Origin of the sequence: Paenibacillus xylanilyticus, from assembly GCF_013359935.1 — a bacterium.
GTDB classification, from domain to species: domain Bacteria; phylum Bacillota; class Bacilli; order Paenibacillales; family Paenibacillaceae; genus Paenibacillus; species Paenibacillus xylanilyticus.
The window spans coordinates 28801-43142 of sequence record NZ_JABMCB010000173.1; the positions used below are offsets into that span (position 1 = coordinate 28801).

Sequence of the window (14342 nt, forward strand, 5' to 3'; positions counted from 1 at the left end):
CTCCATAGCCGAAAGGAAGTAATCCCATGAACTCATTTTCATCCCGTTCCCGTTCCGAAGCCTTGTATGAAGAGGCACTTGAGCATATTGTAGGTGGCGTTAATAGTCCTTCCCGCTCGTTCAAAGCCGTTGGAGGCGGTGCACCCGTATTTATGAAAAGGGCACAAGGCGCGCATTTCTGGGATGTTGACGACAACCGTTACATTGATTATCTGGCCGCGTATGGCCCAATTGTAACAGGACATGCCCATCCCCATATCACCCAGGCGATTAGTGAAGCCGCAGCAAACGGTGTTTTGTATGGCACACCAACCGAGCTTGAAATCAAGCTGGCCAAAATGCTGAAGGAAGCCATTCCGTCCATGGACAAGGTGCGCTTCGTCAATTCCGGTACCGAGGCGGTCATGACCACGATTCGTGTGGCCCGTGCTTATACCAAACGCAACAAGATTGTAAAATTCGCCGGATGTTATCATGGTCACTCCGATCTGGTCCTTGTGGCTGCCGGTTCTGGCCCTTCCACACTCGGTATCCCGGATAGTGCAGGGATTCCAACCAGCATTGCGCATGAAGTCATCACGGTTCCTTACAATGATCTGGATGGCCTGAAAGAGGCACTGGAGCGCTGGGGTGATGATGTTGCTGCAGTAATGGTTGAACCGATTGTCGGCAACTTCGGCATGGTCATGCCGGAGCCAGGCTTCCTGGAAGGACTCTGTGCCATGACACGGGCCAACGGCTCACTCGTCATCTATGATGAAGTCATCACGGCTTTCCGTTTCCACTACGGTTCAACACAAACTTACGCAGGCCTTGCCAACCATGCCGAGATCGAACCGGATCTGACTGCACTAGGCAAAATCATCGGTGGTGGATTGCCAATCGGAGCCTATGGCGGGCGCAAGCATGTCATGGAACAGGTGGCTCCGCTCGGACCTGCCTATCAAGCCGGCACCATGGCTGGCAACCCTGCTTCCATCTCTGCGGGTATCGCTTGCCTGGAAGTTCTTCAGGGCGAAGGCGTGTACGAAGAAATGGAACGACTGGCCATTGATCTGACTACAGGTCTGCAGGCTTCTGCAGATCGTCATGGAATTGCGTTAACAATCAACCGGATTCGTGGTGCATTTTCCACACACTTCTGTGATCACCCGGTAACGAACTATGATGAGGCTCAGGATACGGATGGCGAACGGTTTGCCTCCTTCTTCCGTCATATGCTGAACCGCGGTATTAATCTGGCTCCATCGAAGTATGAAGCCTGGTTCCTGACGACTGCCCATACCGATGAGGATGTGCAAGCAACACTGGAAGCAGCGGAAGCGTCCTTCAAGGCCATGGCCCAGGAATAAGATCATAACAACACAACAAAGGCGTGCATACAGGCTGGATGGTCAGCTTGTGTGCACGCCTTTTATGCTATCCGTCTACTTAGAATATCTTTAGCGGTTTCCCCCTCTGCAGTTTCAATATCTCTTCTCGAATAATCTGCATCCCCTCTTCGATCCGCAGCTTCGGAACATTGGATATATTTAGCCTGAGCATTTTGTCCTGCTGCGTTCCCTCCGGAAAATATCGCTCCGTCGTGTTGGCAATAACTCCTCGTTTCTCCAGCCGGGATAAGAGCACACTCAGTGGTATATTGTCGGCCAATGGCAAAACGGTATGCTCCCCTCCTGTACGCGGTGCATTCGCAAAAGGGCCGAAGTCGGGGAATAAATCGAGCTGCTCATGAACTTTCTGCATCCGGGCAGCATAGCGGCTGCGAATGACCTTTCCGTGATGTGCAAACATGCCATTGCGTATGTAAACCTCCAATGCAGCCTGAGACAGCACGGAGGTGTCGATATCCAGCATTTTTTTATGCCCCCCGAATGAGTGGGCAAGAGGAGTGGGCAAAACAGCGACACCAATACGCAGGCCGGGAAACAGAATTTTGGAGTAGCTTTTCAAATAGATGACCCTTCCCCCGGTATCGTAAGAAAATAACGGGTCCTGCTTCGTGTTATCCTCCAGATCGGACAAATAATCGTCCTCCACCAAGTAGACATCATATCGCTCTGCCAGCCTGATTAATCTCTTCTTCTCGGTCGCAGTCAACGATGTTCCAAGCGGGTTGTGAAAACGCGGCATGACGTAAAAGAATTTAATGTCACCTTCACCAAATTGCTGCTCCAGTGTTTCCCAGTCCATTCCTTTCAATGTGCGTCTTACTCCAGCAATGGGTACATTCAGTCCTTCCAGTAGCGACGGCATATTGTGATAGCCTGGAAGTTCAATCAGGACCCGGCTCTTGCCATTGGGAAATGCCATCAGGGCCAGCACAGCGAGCGCCTGCTGCACCCCGGAGGTGATAAAGAATTGCCTTGAATGGGCAAACACCTGATAATCGGCAAATTGCTTTTGCAGCAATTCAATCAGTGAAGGCAGCCCTCGCTCTGTCCCGTATAGAAATAACTCCGCCTGATTGTTCTCCATTGCCTGATCCACACAATGACGAAAATCCGAATACGGAAATACCCGCGGATCGGGAGCAGCCGAGGCGAAATCCAACGGCCCTTCCCAATCACCGTCCTCTGCGCCCACCCCGTTCTGTACAGCGTAATATCCGGATTGAGGGACAGCGTACACCAGATGTCGCTGCTCCAGCCATTCATATGCACGAATCACCGTGCTGATACTGCATTGATATTGTTTCGCCAGCACACGCACCGCAGGAAGTTTGATCCCCTTATCCATCCTTTGCCGATTACCCCGCTGCTGCAGCTGTTCGAGTATCCACTGCTTCAGCGACTCGGCAATTATTTCATATTTTTTCATAAAGATCATCTGTCCTCCCTCTCAATTGTACCGGTACAGTTCATACTTTGAAGTATTGTACCACGGTTTACCTGGCAGTATATTGGAAAAGGACCTTACACATGAGGTAATCTTATGTTCGCCGGGTCGATCGGGATAAACGCCTAATTGGAGGAACGACATGAACAAGACACGTACCCGGGCATATGCCTATACTGCAGCCGTGATGTATGCGGCTATTATCGGTTTATCTTTTTTATTTGTAAAAATGACCGTCGATATGGCCCACCCCATGGATGTGCTGGCACATCGCTTTGCCCTGTCAACGCTCGTTGTCAGTATCCCTGTCATTCTGGGATGGATCAAAATCCGGCTTACACTGCGGGATCTATGGCGGATCATACCGCTGGGTCTGCTCTCTCCGGTTTTATTTTTCGCCTTTCAGGCATTCGGGCTTGTATCATCCAATTCATCGGAAGCCGGTATCATTCAGGCCATGGCCCCTGTCTTCACACTCATTCTCGCTTCGATTTTCCTGAAAGAACGGACAACTGTGCTGCAAAAGCTGTTCCTGCTTCTCTCTGTTACCGGAGTCATCTTTATCTTCGTGATGAAAGGCAGCGGAATGACTTTGGGCAACTTCAAGGGTGTTATCCTGCTGCTGCTTTCCACGATCTGTTTTGCAGGATATGGCGTGCTTGCCAGACCACTGACCCAGAAGTATAAACCGATGGAATTAACGTGGGTTACCCTGGTAGTCGGCTGCACCGTCTTTAACGCGTCCGCACTCATCCGTCATTTATCCAGCGGTACCATCAGCGATTATGTAAAGCCCTTTGGAGACACAGCTTATCTGGGCGCATTGGTCTATCTTGCCATCCTCTCCACCATGATCTCGACCCTGCTGTCCAGTTACGCGTTAACCCATCTGGAAGCTTCGAAGATGAGTGTATTCAGCAACTTGTCCACCTTAATTTCCATCGCTGACGGCGCCTGGATACTGCATGAACCGGTAAGTGGGTACCACTTCATCGGTGCCATCCTAATTATTGCAGGTGTGCTTGGGACTAATATGAGCGGCAGAAAACACGGGCTGGTCAGTCAGGCCAAAGCGTGATACAATGTGAAAAATTGTAAACGGACATTAGCAGCGATGATGAAGAGAAGTACATGCGGCAGGGCGCTCCAGAGAGCCGGCGGATGGTGGGAGCCGGTGCATCAGTCGTGTGGAAATGGGCTTCGGAGTTCCGAGTTGAACTCCGTCTGTCTCCTGCAAATCAGGAACCCAGACGGTCAGTAGGCAAGGCGGCATGTTCAGCCGTTACCCATGGACAGGATATCGATTAAGGTACGACCGACTCCTGTTGGATTTCTCAACGGAAGGCCAGAAGCCTTGATCCGTATCCCTCAAGCGGGCCGCAACCAGCGGCCAATTAAGGTGGCACCGCGAAGCATTAGCTTCGTCCTTCTATTCTGTTTCCTCACCGGGAATCAGGATGAAGGACGGAGCTTTTTTTTTTGATACTCAAACCTTGGAGCAGGCTGAAAGGGGGTGATGGTCGTGGAAGATGGCTGGTGGCGTCAGCATATAAAGATTAACCCATCACACAATCAAAGGAGAACGAACCATGAACAATACAAAAGATATTATTTTAACCGGAGACCGGACGACAGGACAGCTTCATCTCGGCCATTACGTGGGCAGCCTGCGCAGCCGGGTGCAGCTGCAGAACGAATACAAGACTTATATTTTACTGGCGGATGTTCAAGCGCTAACCACGCATTATGATCAGCCGGCCCTGATTGCGGATAGTGTTCATCAAGTGACTCTCGATTATCTGGCCGTTGGTATTGATCCGGACAAGGCCACGCTGTTTATCCAATCCATGATTCCGGAGATTGCGGAACTCACTGTGATCTTCTCCATGTTTGTCACCGTGAATAGTCTTCGGCACAATCCAACCATCAAAACCGAAGCACGTGATCGGGGATATACGGATCTCTATTATGGTTTCTTGGGCTATCCGGTTAGTCAGGCTGCTGATATTGCATTCTGTAAGGCAACCCTAGTTCCGGCAGGCGAGGACCAGATACCACATATTGAAACAGCCCGGAAGCTGGTCCGGCGATTCAACGAATTATATGCCCCGGTGCTGCCTGAACCACGCATGTTGACCGGAGACCGGCTCGGTGGACTGGATGGCATCGGCAAAATGAGCAAAAGCATGGGCAACTCCATCTCATTACATGCGAGTCCCGAGGATGTACATGCCAAACTGACCAAAGCGAAGACCGATCCTGCCCGTATCCATCGTACCGATCCAGGTCACCCCGACATCTGCCCGGTATTTGCCTACCATCAATTATTCCGGAAGGAGCACGCAGAGGAGATTCATGCCAGCTGCAGCCAGGGTTCAATCGGATGCAGAGATTGCAAGCGGATCGCAGGCCATGCGATTAATGATCTGCTGGCACCTTTTCGTGAACGCCGCAATGCATATGAGCAGCGAAGAGATGATGTGAAGGAAATTCTTGTCGAGGGTACCCGCCAGGCTCGCCAAGTCGCACGGGAAACGATGCTTGAAGTGCGAGAAGCCATGGGTATTCGTTATTTTGACCTCTAGGTTCTAGGATGAACTATGTTGATTTAATCATCAGGATGAGTCGCCCATAATATCTGCTCAGGCTTACCTGTATGAAGCGTACAAATGACGTTAACAATGCTGAGGACAGTCTATCGGGAAAAGGAGACCCCTCAGCATGAAACCTAGACAACCTTCTTTTTTGCAAGCCATGATGTTAATTATGTTATCCGTCGGCCTGATCAGCCACGTTCTGATTATTCCTGCCTTATTGAGTGCGGCTAAAAGGGATTCCTGGATTTCCGTCCTGCTGTCCGCAGGACCCTATCTTGTTTTTGCGCTCATGCTTGCCTACGTCTCTCGTTTTCTTCAGCATCAAACGCTGCATGAATGGCTGACTTCCCATCTGGGCAAGCCCCTCGGCTTGTTATTTCGGGTAGGAAACAGCCTCTTTTTCCTGTCTATAATCTACTTTACCCTGCACGATACCACCACGTGGGCCAAGACCAATTACCTGACAGAGACACCCATATTGGTAACCAGCATTGCCCTTATGTCACTTTGTGCCTATGCGGCCTATAAAGGGATTCGTTCGCTCGCATTTACAGCAGGGCTTGTACTGCCTCTCGTTGTGCTTCTCGGCTTCTATGTCGCGATTGTAAATACCCAATACAAGGATTACAGCCGTCTGCTCCCTGTGCTTGAACAAGGCTGGCGTCCCATTATTCATGGCATGATTTACAGCCTTTCAGGCATGTTTGAGCTGCTGTTTATGTGGTATATCCAGCCCCACTTGGTCAAACGGATACGTGTATGGCAGTACGTCATGCTCGCCTTTATTATTCTCGGCCTGACACTTGGCCCTCTCATTGGGGCTATTGTGGAATTCAATCCTTTTGAAGCTGCCAAAATGCGATATCCCGCTTTTGAGGAGTGGCGGATTGCCTCCTTGGGCAAATACATTGCACAGACGGATTTCTTTTCCATCTATCAGTGGCTTGCCGGCGCGTTCACCCGAATCAGTCTCGCCATGTATATTGTGGTAGAAATTTGGAATATTAAGAGCACCTCCAGAAGAATCATCAGCTATGCCTCTATAGCCGTTCTATTTATTCTTTCTATGCTGTACCGCCTGGATGATATGACATTCGAAAAGCTGCTTGTCGACTACATATTCCCGTTCAATCTCATCTATCTTAGCGTGCTCGCGGTTATTGCAACGACCGTTGCATTCATCAGTTCACGCCATCAGAGGAGGAAACATCATGGAGCACCAAGCGATTGACACCACGTCCCATGAAACACTGCTTGCTTCTCTGCAAGAGCAGTTCAATCCATGCGCGGATGTTGTGATCCAGACCTTTCTTGCCAAAGACGAAACCGAATTGCCGGTCATCATGCTCTATTGCGACGGATTAGTCGATGGCAAACAACTCAATCAGTTTATTATTCCCCGCCTGGAACAGCATTCTCTGATTATCGAAGAAGAACACCCCAAAGAATTGGGCTTAACCTTAAATCCGGTGAAAGACCTTACAGATACGGAGAATCTAAACCTGTTGATTTTCAGTGGACAATTGCTGCTCATTTTCGGAAATGGTGATCAGTCCTGCAGTTTGGATATTGCAAGCATCCCAGGCAGAAATCCTGAGGAATCAGCTATTGAGTCATCCGTAAAAGGTCCTCGTGATGGATTCACCGAAGAATTAAACGTAAATATTGCACTCATTCGTAAACGAATGAAAACCTCTTCCATGTGTTATGAGAAATATGTAAAAGGTGGCCGTACCCAGACCTCGATTGGTCTATTGTATGTAAAGGACATTATTAATCCGGAGATCCTGAAAGAAGCTCGCAAAAATCTGGACAAGATTGAAATCGATGGCATTCTCGGGACTTCTGTTATGGAACGTTCGATTATGGGAGGCATCCGCAGTATCTTCCCGCTTACCGATAATACAGAGCGGCCCGATTATGTCGTGGACTCACTCTTAAATGGGCGTTTCGCTGTTCTAATCGAGGGTTCACCTGTAGCCGTTATTGCACCAACTACGCTGTTCAATCAGTTGAAATCGCCGGAAGATGAGAGTACCCCTTTTTTCATTGTAACTTTTGAACGGATTTTGAGGATTTCCGGTTTGCTGATCGCCTGCTTTTTCCCAGCCTTCTATATTGGTTTGACCAGTTTTAATGTGGAGCAGATCCCTCTACCTCTTCTGGCGACAATTGCCGGAACACGTATGGGCTTGCCCTTGCCAGTAACACTGGAGGCATTTCTGATGATCTTCATGTTTGAATTATTCAATGAAGCTGGCCGCAGACTGCCGCGTGCACTGGGCCAGACTGTCAGCGTGGTAGGCGGGCTCATTATTGGAGATGCAGCCATTCGTGCCGGAATTACTTCCCCCACCATCATTGTATCCGTGGCCATTTCTGTCATCTCCAGCTATATTTTGGTGAATACGGTACTCAGTGGAGCCACAGCCCAAGTTCGAATCGCGATGCTTGTTATGTCGTCCCTCCTGGGATTGTTCGGTTTCATGATTGGACTATTTGCTTTACTGGTTCATCTCGTTTCCCTGGAGTGTTATGGTGTATCCTATTTGTCCCCCGTCTCTCCCTATATTCCCGGTGACTTCACCCAATCCGTATCCATGCGCCCTTCCCTGAAGAGGACCAAACGTCCGGCCGCACTCCATACTCAGGACTCAACCCGTCGGAGGAAAGGTTCGTGAACAGATGGATCTTCCTGGGGGGCTTGCTTATAAGCTGCCTGGTCCTGATGACAGGTTGCTGGGATTCCAAAGAGGTCCAGAGCATTAACTTTATCACGGGAATCGGGATAGATTACGAGGATAATAAATATATTGCTTACGCCCAACTGATCGATTTCTCAAGTATTGCCAAGCAGGAAGGTCCCACTTCACGGCAAGCAAGTGATATTTGGATCGGCCGAGGCGAAGGCACAACACTAAGCATGGCTATTAGCGATCTCTATCAAACTTCGCAGCAGCAGACACTGTGGACCCATGTAAAAGCAATCGTCTTATCGAAAAACGCCCTGAACGGCAGGCTAAAGGACATTTTTAATACACTCCTGCATTCGGGCGAGCTAAGGTATACACCTTGGATTTACGGTACGGAACAAGACATACCCGATGTGCTTGCCCCCTCTGCCCTGTTAAACCAATCTACGCAAACCATTGAGTTATTCGAACCGATCAAGCTGTATAAACAGCATTCTGCCTTTGAGCCGATTCGTCTTCATCAGCTTCTGGATGGTTTACGTGAGCCTTCTTCGGTTGTTTTATTGCCATCTATAACGAACAGGAATCAAACCTGGTTTAATGGAAAAGAAACTCCTCCCCTGATCCAAACAGACGGATTCTTTGTCATTTCGAACGGTGCCAATCAAGGCAAGGTGGCAGGTGAGGATGCAGATGGAACCCGGTTCGTGAATTATGACCATGTCTACCAGTATCCATTGTACGTTTACAAAAATGGGGGCAAGACGCCTGATCTGACTCTCAGGCTTCATGACCCGCATACCAAAATCTCAGCAAGGAAGGACGGGGGCGAAGTCGCATTTGACCTGGTTACTTCGGTTAAAGGCATCATCATCGAGGAACAGGGCTCTCATCAACCTCCACAAACAATGGAGGAAGCAGCTGAGAAACAGATCGAGTCCGAAATACGCAAAACGTTCGAAAAAAACAAATCACGCCAGATTGATTCCTATGGTTTTGTGGAGCACCTGTACCGTCATGACCACACTCTGTGGAAAGAACACGTTCAGAATCGGGCAGATCCAATCAAAGGACTCAAACTTGGAACAGTGAAAGTTCATGTGAAAATCCTCAATGCCAGCACATACAAATACACGGAGTAATGTATAAAGACGACCAGCCACCTGCAGTAGTTGCAAGGCGGCTGGTCGTCTTGGCATGAAGACTTAAGTTAAGTCAGCGGAAAAGCCATGACACTCATCAGTGCCAGTTCAGGCTGGGTCGTATCCAGACGACTGTACTGGATGATGACAGGGATATTGCTGGTAACCGTGATTGCATAAGGAACACCAGCAGGAATAAACTGATCTCCGGAATGCAGTGATGCTGTTCGAATGTGTTTAGTTCTTCTCCCAGGCACGCTAGCTTCAATGTTCTCTATCGGCTCCCTGTCTTCAAAGAAGATCGTTATGCCTAGATTGGCATCTTCCAAACCTGTATTCAGAACACATATACTTTCATGACTCTCCAGTGTCCCCCGACTGTCTGGGGGGATGTAACCATCCGGAATGACCCAATAGGTATGACCTGTTGCCACTGCTGCCGCACTCTTTCCCAAAGTCCCTGCTTGTGTCTGCTCTCTTGTCATTAGCTGTTCCTCCTCTAAAAAAAGTTTGGCGCTTGCATGGCAGACGCATGCCTACCGTAAATACATTTGCAGCGGCTGCAATCGCAGCTCACGAATGGCTTCCGCTACCTGTGCAGCGAGACGCCGCGCACCATGCTCCTGAAAGTGTGTGTTATCCTCCACGCCTGCCGGGAAATTCAAATACTCTCCTGGCAGCACCCACATGAAGTCTTCTTTACTGCCTTCAACCCCCGCCTGCTCGAACAGAATACGGCTGCGCTCAGCCAGATCGATCAGCGGAACGTTTTCCTCTTGTGCCAGCTCCCGCACAGCGACAATATAATCGCCATGCGTGTCGGTCAGCGTACCATCATCGGTGAAATAACGCCGATGCACGGGCGTTATCAGTACTGGGCGGGCACCGGCTCCGCGGGCTGCATCGATATACTTTTTCAAATATTCCTTATATGTTGTGAAAGGTTCCGTCCCCCGCTCCGGGCCCGGTTTCTCATCATTATGTCCGAATTGAATGAACAAGAAGTCCTCTGGTTTGATATGCTCCATAATCGCATCAAGCCGACCTTCATTGATAAAGCTGCGCGAACTTCGTCCCGACTGTGCATGGTTATCAACCGCTACATCATGCTTGAATTGGGCTGGCAGCAGCTGTCCCCAACCACAGTATGGATACCCGCTCTCTGGTTGATCGGTTACAGTGGAGTCACCCGCCAGAAATACGGTCATCGTCTGATTGGCAAGCGTAATTTCCAGAGCATTGATCCGTGGTGCAGGCCCGGAGAAGGACAGGCGAAGCTTCCGTCCTCTTACTACAACCGAGAATCTGACCTCCGCATATTGTCCAGGAAGGGTGTGAATCGTGGGCAGCATCAATCGGCCCTCACCTGCCTTGACCTTGGTGACCGTTTCGGCCAATTCATCTCCGGCAATGAGCAGTACTTGATAGGTACCGTCCGGCATATTGACAATGAACGATGCCTTTAGGGGAATACAAAAGCTTGAACGCAATCGGGCAGACACATTGGCCTGCCCCGAATTTTCATGATTATCCTGCACGTTATTCCATTCTTCGTCCTCACTGATCCGTTGTTTCTCGTAAACAAGGGAATTCCGCTCAAATCCATAACCGGTTATAGCTTCATAGGTGCTGTTGGCTGACACCTTCCTGTACCCTTCAACCCCGGTACCAGGACCAAAGTCGAATTTCCAATGGGTAACCGTCTCATCTCCGTCCACCGCTACCTTGGTGGCAACGGCCTGACTGGCCAGAGCTTTATCCAATAGAAACAACCTCCTTGTTCAGCGATCGGATCAACTATAGATCCGGTGAATATGGTTTATCCTTTCAATCCGCTGGTGCTCATGCCCTGTACAATTTGTTTCTGGAATATGAAGAATACAGCTACAACCGGAATGAGACTGACGATGGACATCGCGAACATCGCTCCCCAGTTGGAGGCAGACTCGCTATCCAGGAACATTTTGAGCGCCATCGACACCGTATATTTATCAGGTGAATTCAGATACAGTACCGGACCCAGCAGGTCCTCCCATCTCCAGTAGAAGGAGAAAATCGCTGCAGTCGCCAATGAAGACTTGATCAGCGGCATGATGATCTGAATGTACAGTCTGAATTTGTTACAGCCATCGATGGTTGCCGCTTCGTCCAACTCTTTCGGAATCGTACGAATGAACTGTACCATCAGGAAGATGAAGAAAGGCATACCGAAAAATGTAGGTACTACAATGGGGAGAATCGTGTTCAACCAGCCCAGTTTGGTAAAAATAATATATTGAGGAACTAATACCACGTCATGCGGCAGCATCAGAGTCAGCATCATAAGGGAAAACCAGAAGCTGCGTCCTTTGAAGTTGAGTCTGGCAAAACCGAAGGCAATCAATGACGAGGATAACACTGCACCAATGGTCGAGATGACCACGATGACGAGTGAGTTGGTGATGTAATCCATAAATGGTCTTCCGCCCGCACCTTTCCAGCCATCCACATAGTTGCTCCAGATCCATTCAGCAGGAAAAAGGGACTCTGCCGTAACGAAGATGGTGCGGCTTTCCTTGAAGGAACTGAACAACATCCAGAGCACCGGATACAGCATCAGGAGGGCCAAAGCTGCAACGAACAGATGATAAATGGGCCACTTTACATTTCTCCAGACCATCGTTACTTCCCTCCTTCAGATTCGTAGAATACCCAGAACTTGGATGTCAGGAACACAGCGACTGTGAGTATGCCGATCATAATAAGCATGATCCAGGCCATTGCCGAAGCGTAACCCATGTTGTTAAACATAAATGCCTGACGGAACAGGTACAGCGAGTAGAGCATTGTACCATCCATTGGGCCGCCCTCTCCTTTGGAGATGATGTATGCAGGTACGAAGGTCATAAATGCACCGATGGTTTGCATGATCAGGTTGAACAGGATGATCGGGCTAAGCAGCGGCAAGGTGATACTGAAAAATTTGCGTACCGGGTTTGCTCCATCCACACCGGCCGCCTCATACATCTCGGGAGAGATATTTTTGAGACCTGCCAGGAAGATAAGCATGGACGATCCGAACTGCCAGACGGACAGTGAAATCAACATGACCAGAGACGCATCCGGATCACCGAACCAGCTTATAGGTCCAATGCCGATTGCCGTTAACGCACTGTTGATGACCCCTTCATTACTAAAAAGATTACGCCACATAATCGAAACAGCCACACTACCACCGATAATGGATGGCAGATAGTACAAGGTGCGATAAGTTCCCACCATACGGGAGCCCGTATTCAGGATCATGGCTACGAAGAGTGCAAAAACCAGCCTTAGCGGCACACCAATGAATACATACAGGAATGTTACTTTAACCGAATTCCAATACTTCGGATCCTCAAAAAACATTTTGGTGTAGTTGTCCATCCCGATCCACCGCGGGGAAGTGAACAGGTTATAACTCGTAAACGACATGTATAGGGATACAAACATCGGAATTAGCGTAAAGCCCAGGAAACCGATAATAAAGGGACTAATAAACGCATACCCGGTCAGGTTTCTACGCAACGACGAATACTGCCTCAACGGAACGAACCTCCTTTATAGATCTGCCTGCTTCCCACAGCCTGGAATAACGATTGGACGGGGAAAGGCCCCCGCGGTATGCGAGCAGCCCCATTCCCGGCCATCCCGGTGGTGGGATGAGCAAGCAATCATTCAAGTGTTACTTATTGTTGGCCAGAACCGCTTCGGCGTTTTTGCGGAACGTCTCTGCTGCCTGTTCCGGTGTAATTCTGCCAAAGTTCAGTTCCTCGACGACATCCGCCAGAGCTGCAATGACCTCAGGTGATCCGACTGGTGGCGGCGGGCTCATTGGCGAAGCTTTTGGCTCCATTTCAGCTACAAAGTCAAATACCTGCTTCGTTGGCTCACTCAGTTCAGGAGCAATAGCTTCCTTGATTGCACCGGAGATTGGCACGCCGCGCTCTCCCTTGATCAGTTTGTTGGCTTCTACATCATTCACCCAGAAATCAATGAACTTGGCCGCTTCTTCCTTCACTTTTGAGTTTGAAGTTACTGCCCAGTACATACTTGGCTGCATGTAAAGACCCTTCTCCATGTCCGGTCCAGGCATAGGAGCAAATTCCAGTGGACGGTCAGCGACTTGCTGTACGGCTACAAACTGGTTGGACCATTGCCAGATACCGATACCTTTACCCTTGACCAGATCGGATTCCTCGATAATCCCCTTCGTTTGGTTTGCTAGATCCGGTGTAGGGGCCGCACCTTGCTCGATCATTCGACGCATCAATCCGAAAAACTCGACAAACAATTTATCATCGTCATATCCAAGACCTGTTCCTTCAGCATTGTAGAGGGACAAACCTTTCGTCCGCAGGAAGTAGTGGAAGAAAATATCCGGGGCTACCCCGCCATCCAAAAACAGGCCTTTCTCTGCGGTTTGTTTACCCAACGCTTCGTACGATTCCCAAGTCAGGTTTTCCGGGAACGTGTCTACCCCCGCTTTTTTGAGCAGAGCCGGATCATAATGGAAACCCAGTACGTTAACCCCGGCAGGTACACCATATTGTTTACCGTTGATCACACCAGTGCTGATGACGTTTTCGGAAACATCATCCACCTTGATCTGATTGCCAAGATATGGCGCCAGATCCTCCAGCTGACCATTCTGCGCATATTGGCTGATGTAGGAAATATCCATCTGAACAATGTCAGGCAACTGATTTGCTGCAGCTTGTGGAGCAAGCTTTTTCCAGTAGTCATCAAACGAGGCATACTCGACGTCAATTTTGACATTCGGGTTTTTCTCTTTGTACAGGTCAATGACCTTCTGAGTGTATTCGTGACGTGCATCCGAGCCCCACCACGCGATACGCAGTGTAACTGAGCCATCTGCGGATGTTCCTCCCGATCCTCCATCTGAACTGCATGCCGCCGTGAATACTAGCAGCACAGCCATCATCAGGAATATTGCCTTTTTCACCATGCCAATCTCCCCTTTTTTGTGTTGATATGGTTATGTGAATGGGTTATCTGCATCTTTCTGATAACGCTTTCACAAACTTGATATT

Annotated in this window: 12 protein-coding genes and 1 other annotated feature; of the genes, 6 read left to right on the forward strand and 6 right to left on the reverse strand. The window is 49.3% G+C overall.

Going from position 1 to position 14342, the window contains the following annotated elements:
* Positions 1-26: 26 nt before the first annotated feature.
* Positions 27-1352: a glutamate-1-semialdehyde 2,1-aminomutase gene (locus tag HP552_RS10135; RefSeq protein ID WP_175395401.1), complete on the forward strand. Its 1326-nt coding sequence runs from the start codon at positions 27-29 to the stop codon at positions 1350-1352.
* 79 nt (positions 1353-1431) lie between these two features.
* Here HP552_RS10135 and HP552_RS10140 read toward each other — a convergent pair whose 3' ends face one another.
* On the reverse strand, positions 1432-2820 hold the full coding sequence (locus HP552_RS10140) for an aminotransferase-like domain-containing protein (RefSeq protein WP_246310836.1): 1389 nt from the start codon (positions 2818-2820) through the stop codon (positions 1432-1434).
* Positions 2821-2980: 160 nt separating this feature from the next.
* Here HP552_RS10140 and HP552_RS10145 point away from each other — a divergent pair, with 160 nt between their 5' ends.
* The 5 genes from HP552_RS10145 to HP552_RS10165 all read left to right on the forward strand — a co-directional run bounded on the left by HP552_RS10145 (position 2981) and on the right by HP552_RS10165 (position 9270).
* Positions 2981-3916 (forward strand): DMT family transporter, encoded by a 936-nt coding sequence (locus HP552_RS10145; RefSeq protein WP_175395403.1) that lies wholly within the window; start codon positions 2981-2983, stop codon positions 3914-3916.
* A 27-nt stretch (positions 3917-3943) separates the two neighbouring features.
* Positions 3944-4270: a binding site (T-box leader), on the forward strand.
* Between the two features lie 157 nt (positions 4271-4427).
* Entirely contained in the window at positions 4428-5423 is a 996-nt protein-coding gene (gene trpS / locus HP552_RS10150; RefSeq protein ID WP_175395404.1) for a tryptophan--tRNA ligase, read from the forward strand.
* Between the two features lie 136 nt (positions 5424-5559).
* Positions 5560-6666 (forward strand): GerAB/ArcD/ProY family transporter, encoded by a 1107-nt coding sequence (locus tag HP552_RS10155; protein WP_175395405.1) that lies wholly within the window; start codon positions 5560-5562, stop codon positions 6664-6666.
* Complete coding sequence (locus tag HP552_RS10160; RefSeq protein WP_175395406.1) at positions 6647-8116, forward strand: spore germination protein; 1470 nt, start codon at positions 6647-6649, stop codon at positions 8114-8116. Before HP552_RS10155 ends, HP552_RS10160 begins: the two co-directional genes overlap by 20 nt.
* Positions 8113-9270, forward strand: coding sequence for a Ger(x)C family spore germination protein (locus HP552_RS10165; RefSeq protein ID WP_175395407.1), 1158 nt, complete (start codon positions 8113-8115; stop codon positions 9268-9270). Before HP552_RS10160 ends, HP552_RS10165 begins: the two co-directional genes overlap by 4 nt.
* 68 nt (positions 9271-9338) lie before the next feature.
* Here the strand turns inward: HP552_RS10165 and HP552_RS10170 are convergent, their stop codons facing one another.
* The 5 genes from HP552_RS10170 to HP552_RS10190 form a co-directional block, all read right to left on the reverse strand.
* Entirely contained in the window at positions 9339-9755 is a 417-nt protein-coding gene (locus tag HP552_RS10170; RefSeq protein ID WP_175395408.1) for a sensory rhodopsin transducer, read from the reverse strand.
* 51 nt (positions 9756-9806) lie between these two features.
* Positions 9807-10988, reverse strand: coding sequence for a rhamnogalacturonan acetylesterase (locus HP552_RS10175; RefSeq protein WP_312884270.1), 1182 nt, complete (start codon positions 10986-10988; stop codon positions 9807-9809).
* A gap of 101 nt (positions 10989-11089) precedes the next feature.
* Positions 11090-11929, reverse strand: coding sequence for a carbohydrate ABC transporter permease (locus tag HP552_RS10180; RefSeq protein ID WP_175395410.1), 840 nt, complete (start codon positions 11927-11929; stop codon positions 11090-11092).
* 2 nt (positions 11930-11931) lie between these two features.
* Positions 11932-12834, reverse strand: a complete 903-nt coding sequence (locus tag HP552_RS10185; RefSeq protein WP_175395411.1) for a carbohydrate ABC transporter permease — start codon at positions 12832-12834, stop codon at positions 11932-11934.
* Positions 12835-12973: 139 nt separating this feature from the next.
* The gene (locus HP552_RS10190) at positions 12974-14257 is read right to left on the reverse strand and encodes an ABC transporter substrate-binding protein (RefSeq protein WP_175395412.1); all 1284 of its coding nucleotides are present in this window, start codon (positions 14255-14257) and stop codon (positions 12974-12976) included.
* Positions 14258-14342: the final 85 nt, after the last annotated feature.

What these genes read in the sequence shown, in the direction of transcription:
- HP552_RS10135 (WP_175395401.1), top strand. Translation starts at nt 27, where the DNA reads ATGAACTCATTTTCATCCCGTTCCCGTTCCGAAGCCTTGTATGAAGAG.
- HP552_RS10155 (WP_175395405.1), top strand. Translation starts at nt 5,560, where the DNA reads ATGAAACCTAGACAACCTTCTTTTTTGCAAGCCATGATGTTAATTATG.
- HP552_RS10145 (WP_175395403.1), top strand. Translation starts at nt 2,981, where the DNA reads ATGAACAAGACACGTACCCGGGCATATGCCTATACTGCAGCCGTGATG.
- HP552_RS10140 (WP_246310836.1), bottom strand. Translation starts at nt 2,820, where the DNA reads ATGAAAAAATATGAAATAATTGCCGAGTCGCTGAAGCAGTGGATACTC.
- HP552_RS10190 (WP_175395412.1), bottom strand. Translation starts at nt 14,257, where the DNA reads ATGGTGAAAAAGGCAATATTCCTGATGATGGCTGTGCTGCTAGTATTC.
- trpS (WP_175395404.1), top strand. Translation starts at nt 4,428, where the DNA reads ATGAACAATACAAAAGATATTATTTTAACCGGAGACCGGACGACAGGA.
- HP552_RS10160 (WP_175395406.1), top strand. Translation starts at nt 6,647, where the DNA reads ATGGAGCACCAAGCGATTGACACCACGTCCCATGAAACACTGCTTGCT.
- HP552_RS10180 (WP_175395410.1), bottom strand. Translation starts at nt 11,929, where the DNA reads ATGGTCTGGAGAAATGTAAAGTGGCCCATTTATCATCTGTTCGTTGCA.
- HP552_RS10170 (WP_175395408.1), bottom strand. Translation starts at nt 9,755, where the DNA reads ATGACAAGAGAGCAGACACAAGCAGGGACTTTGGGAAAGAGTGCGGCA.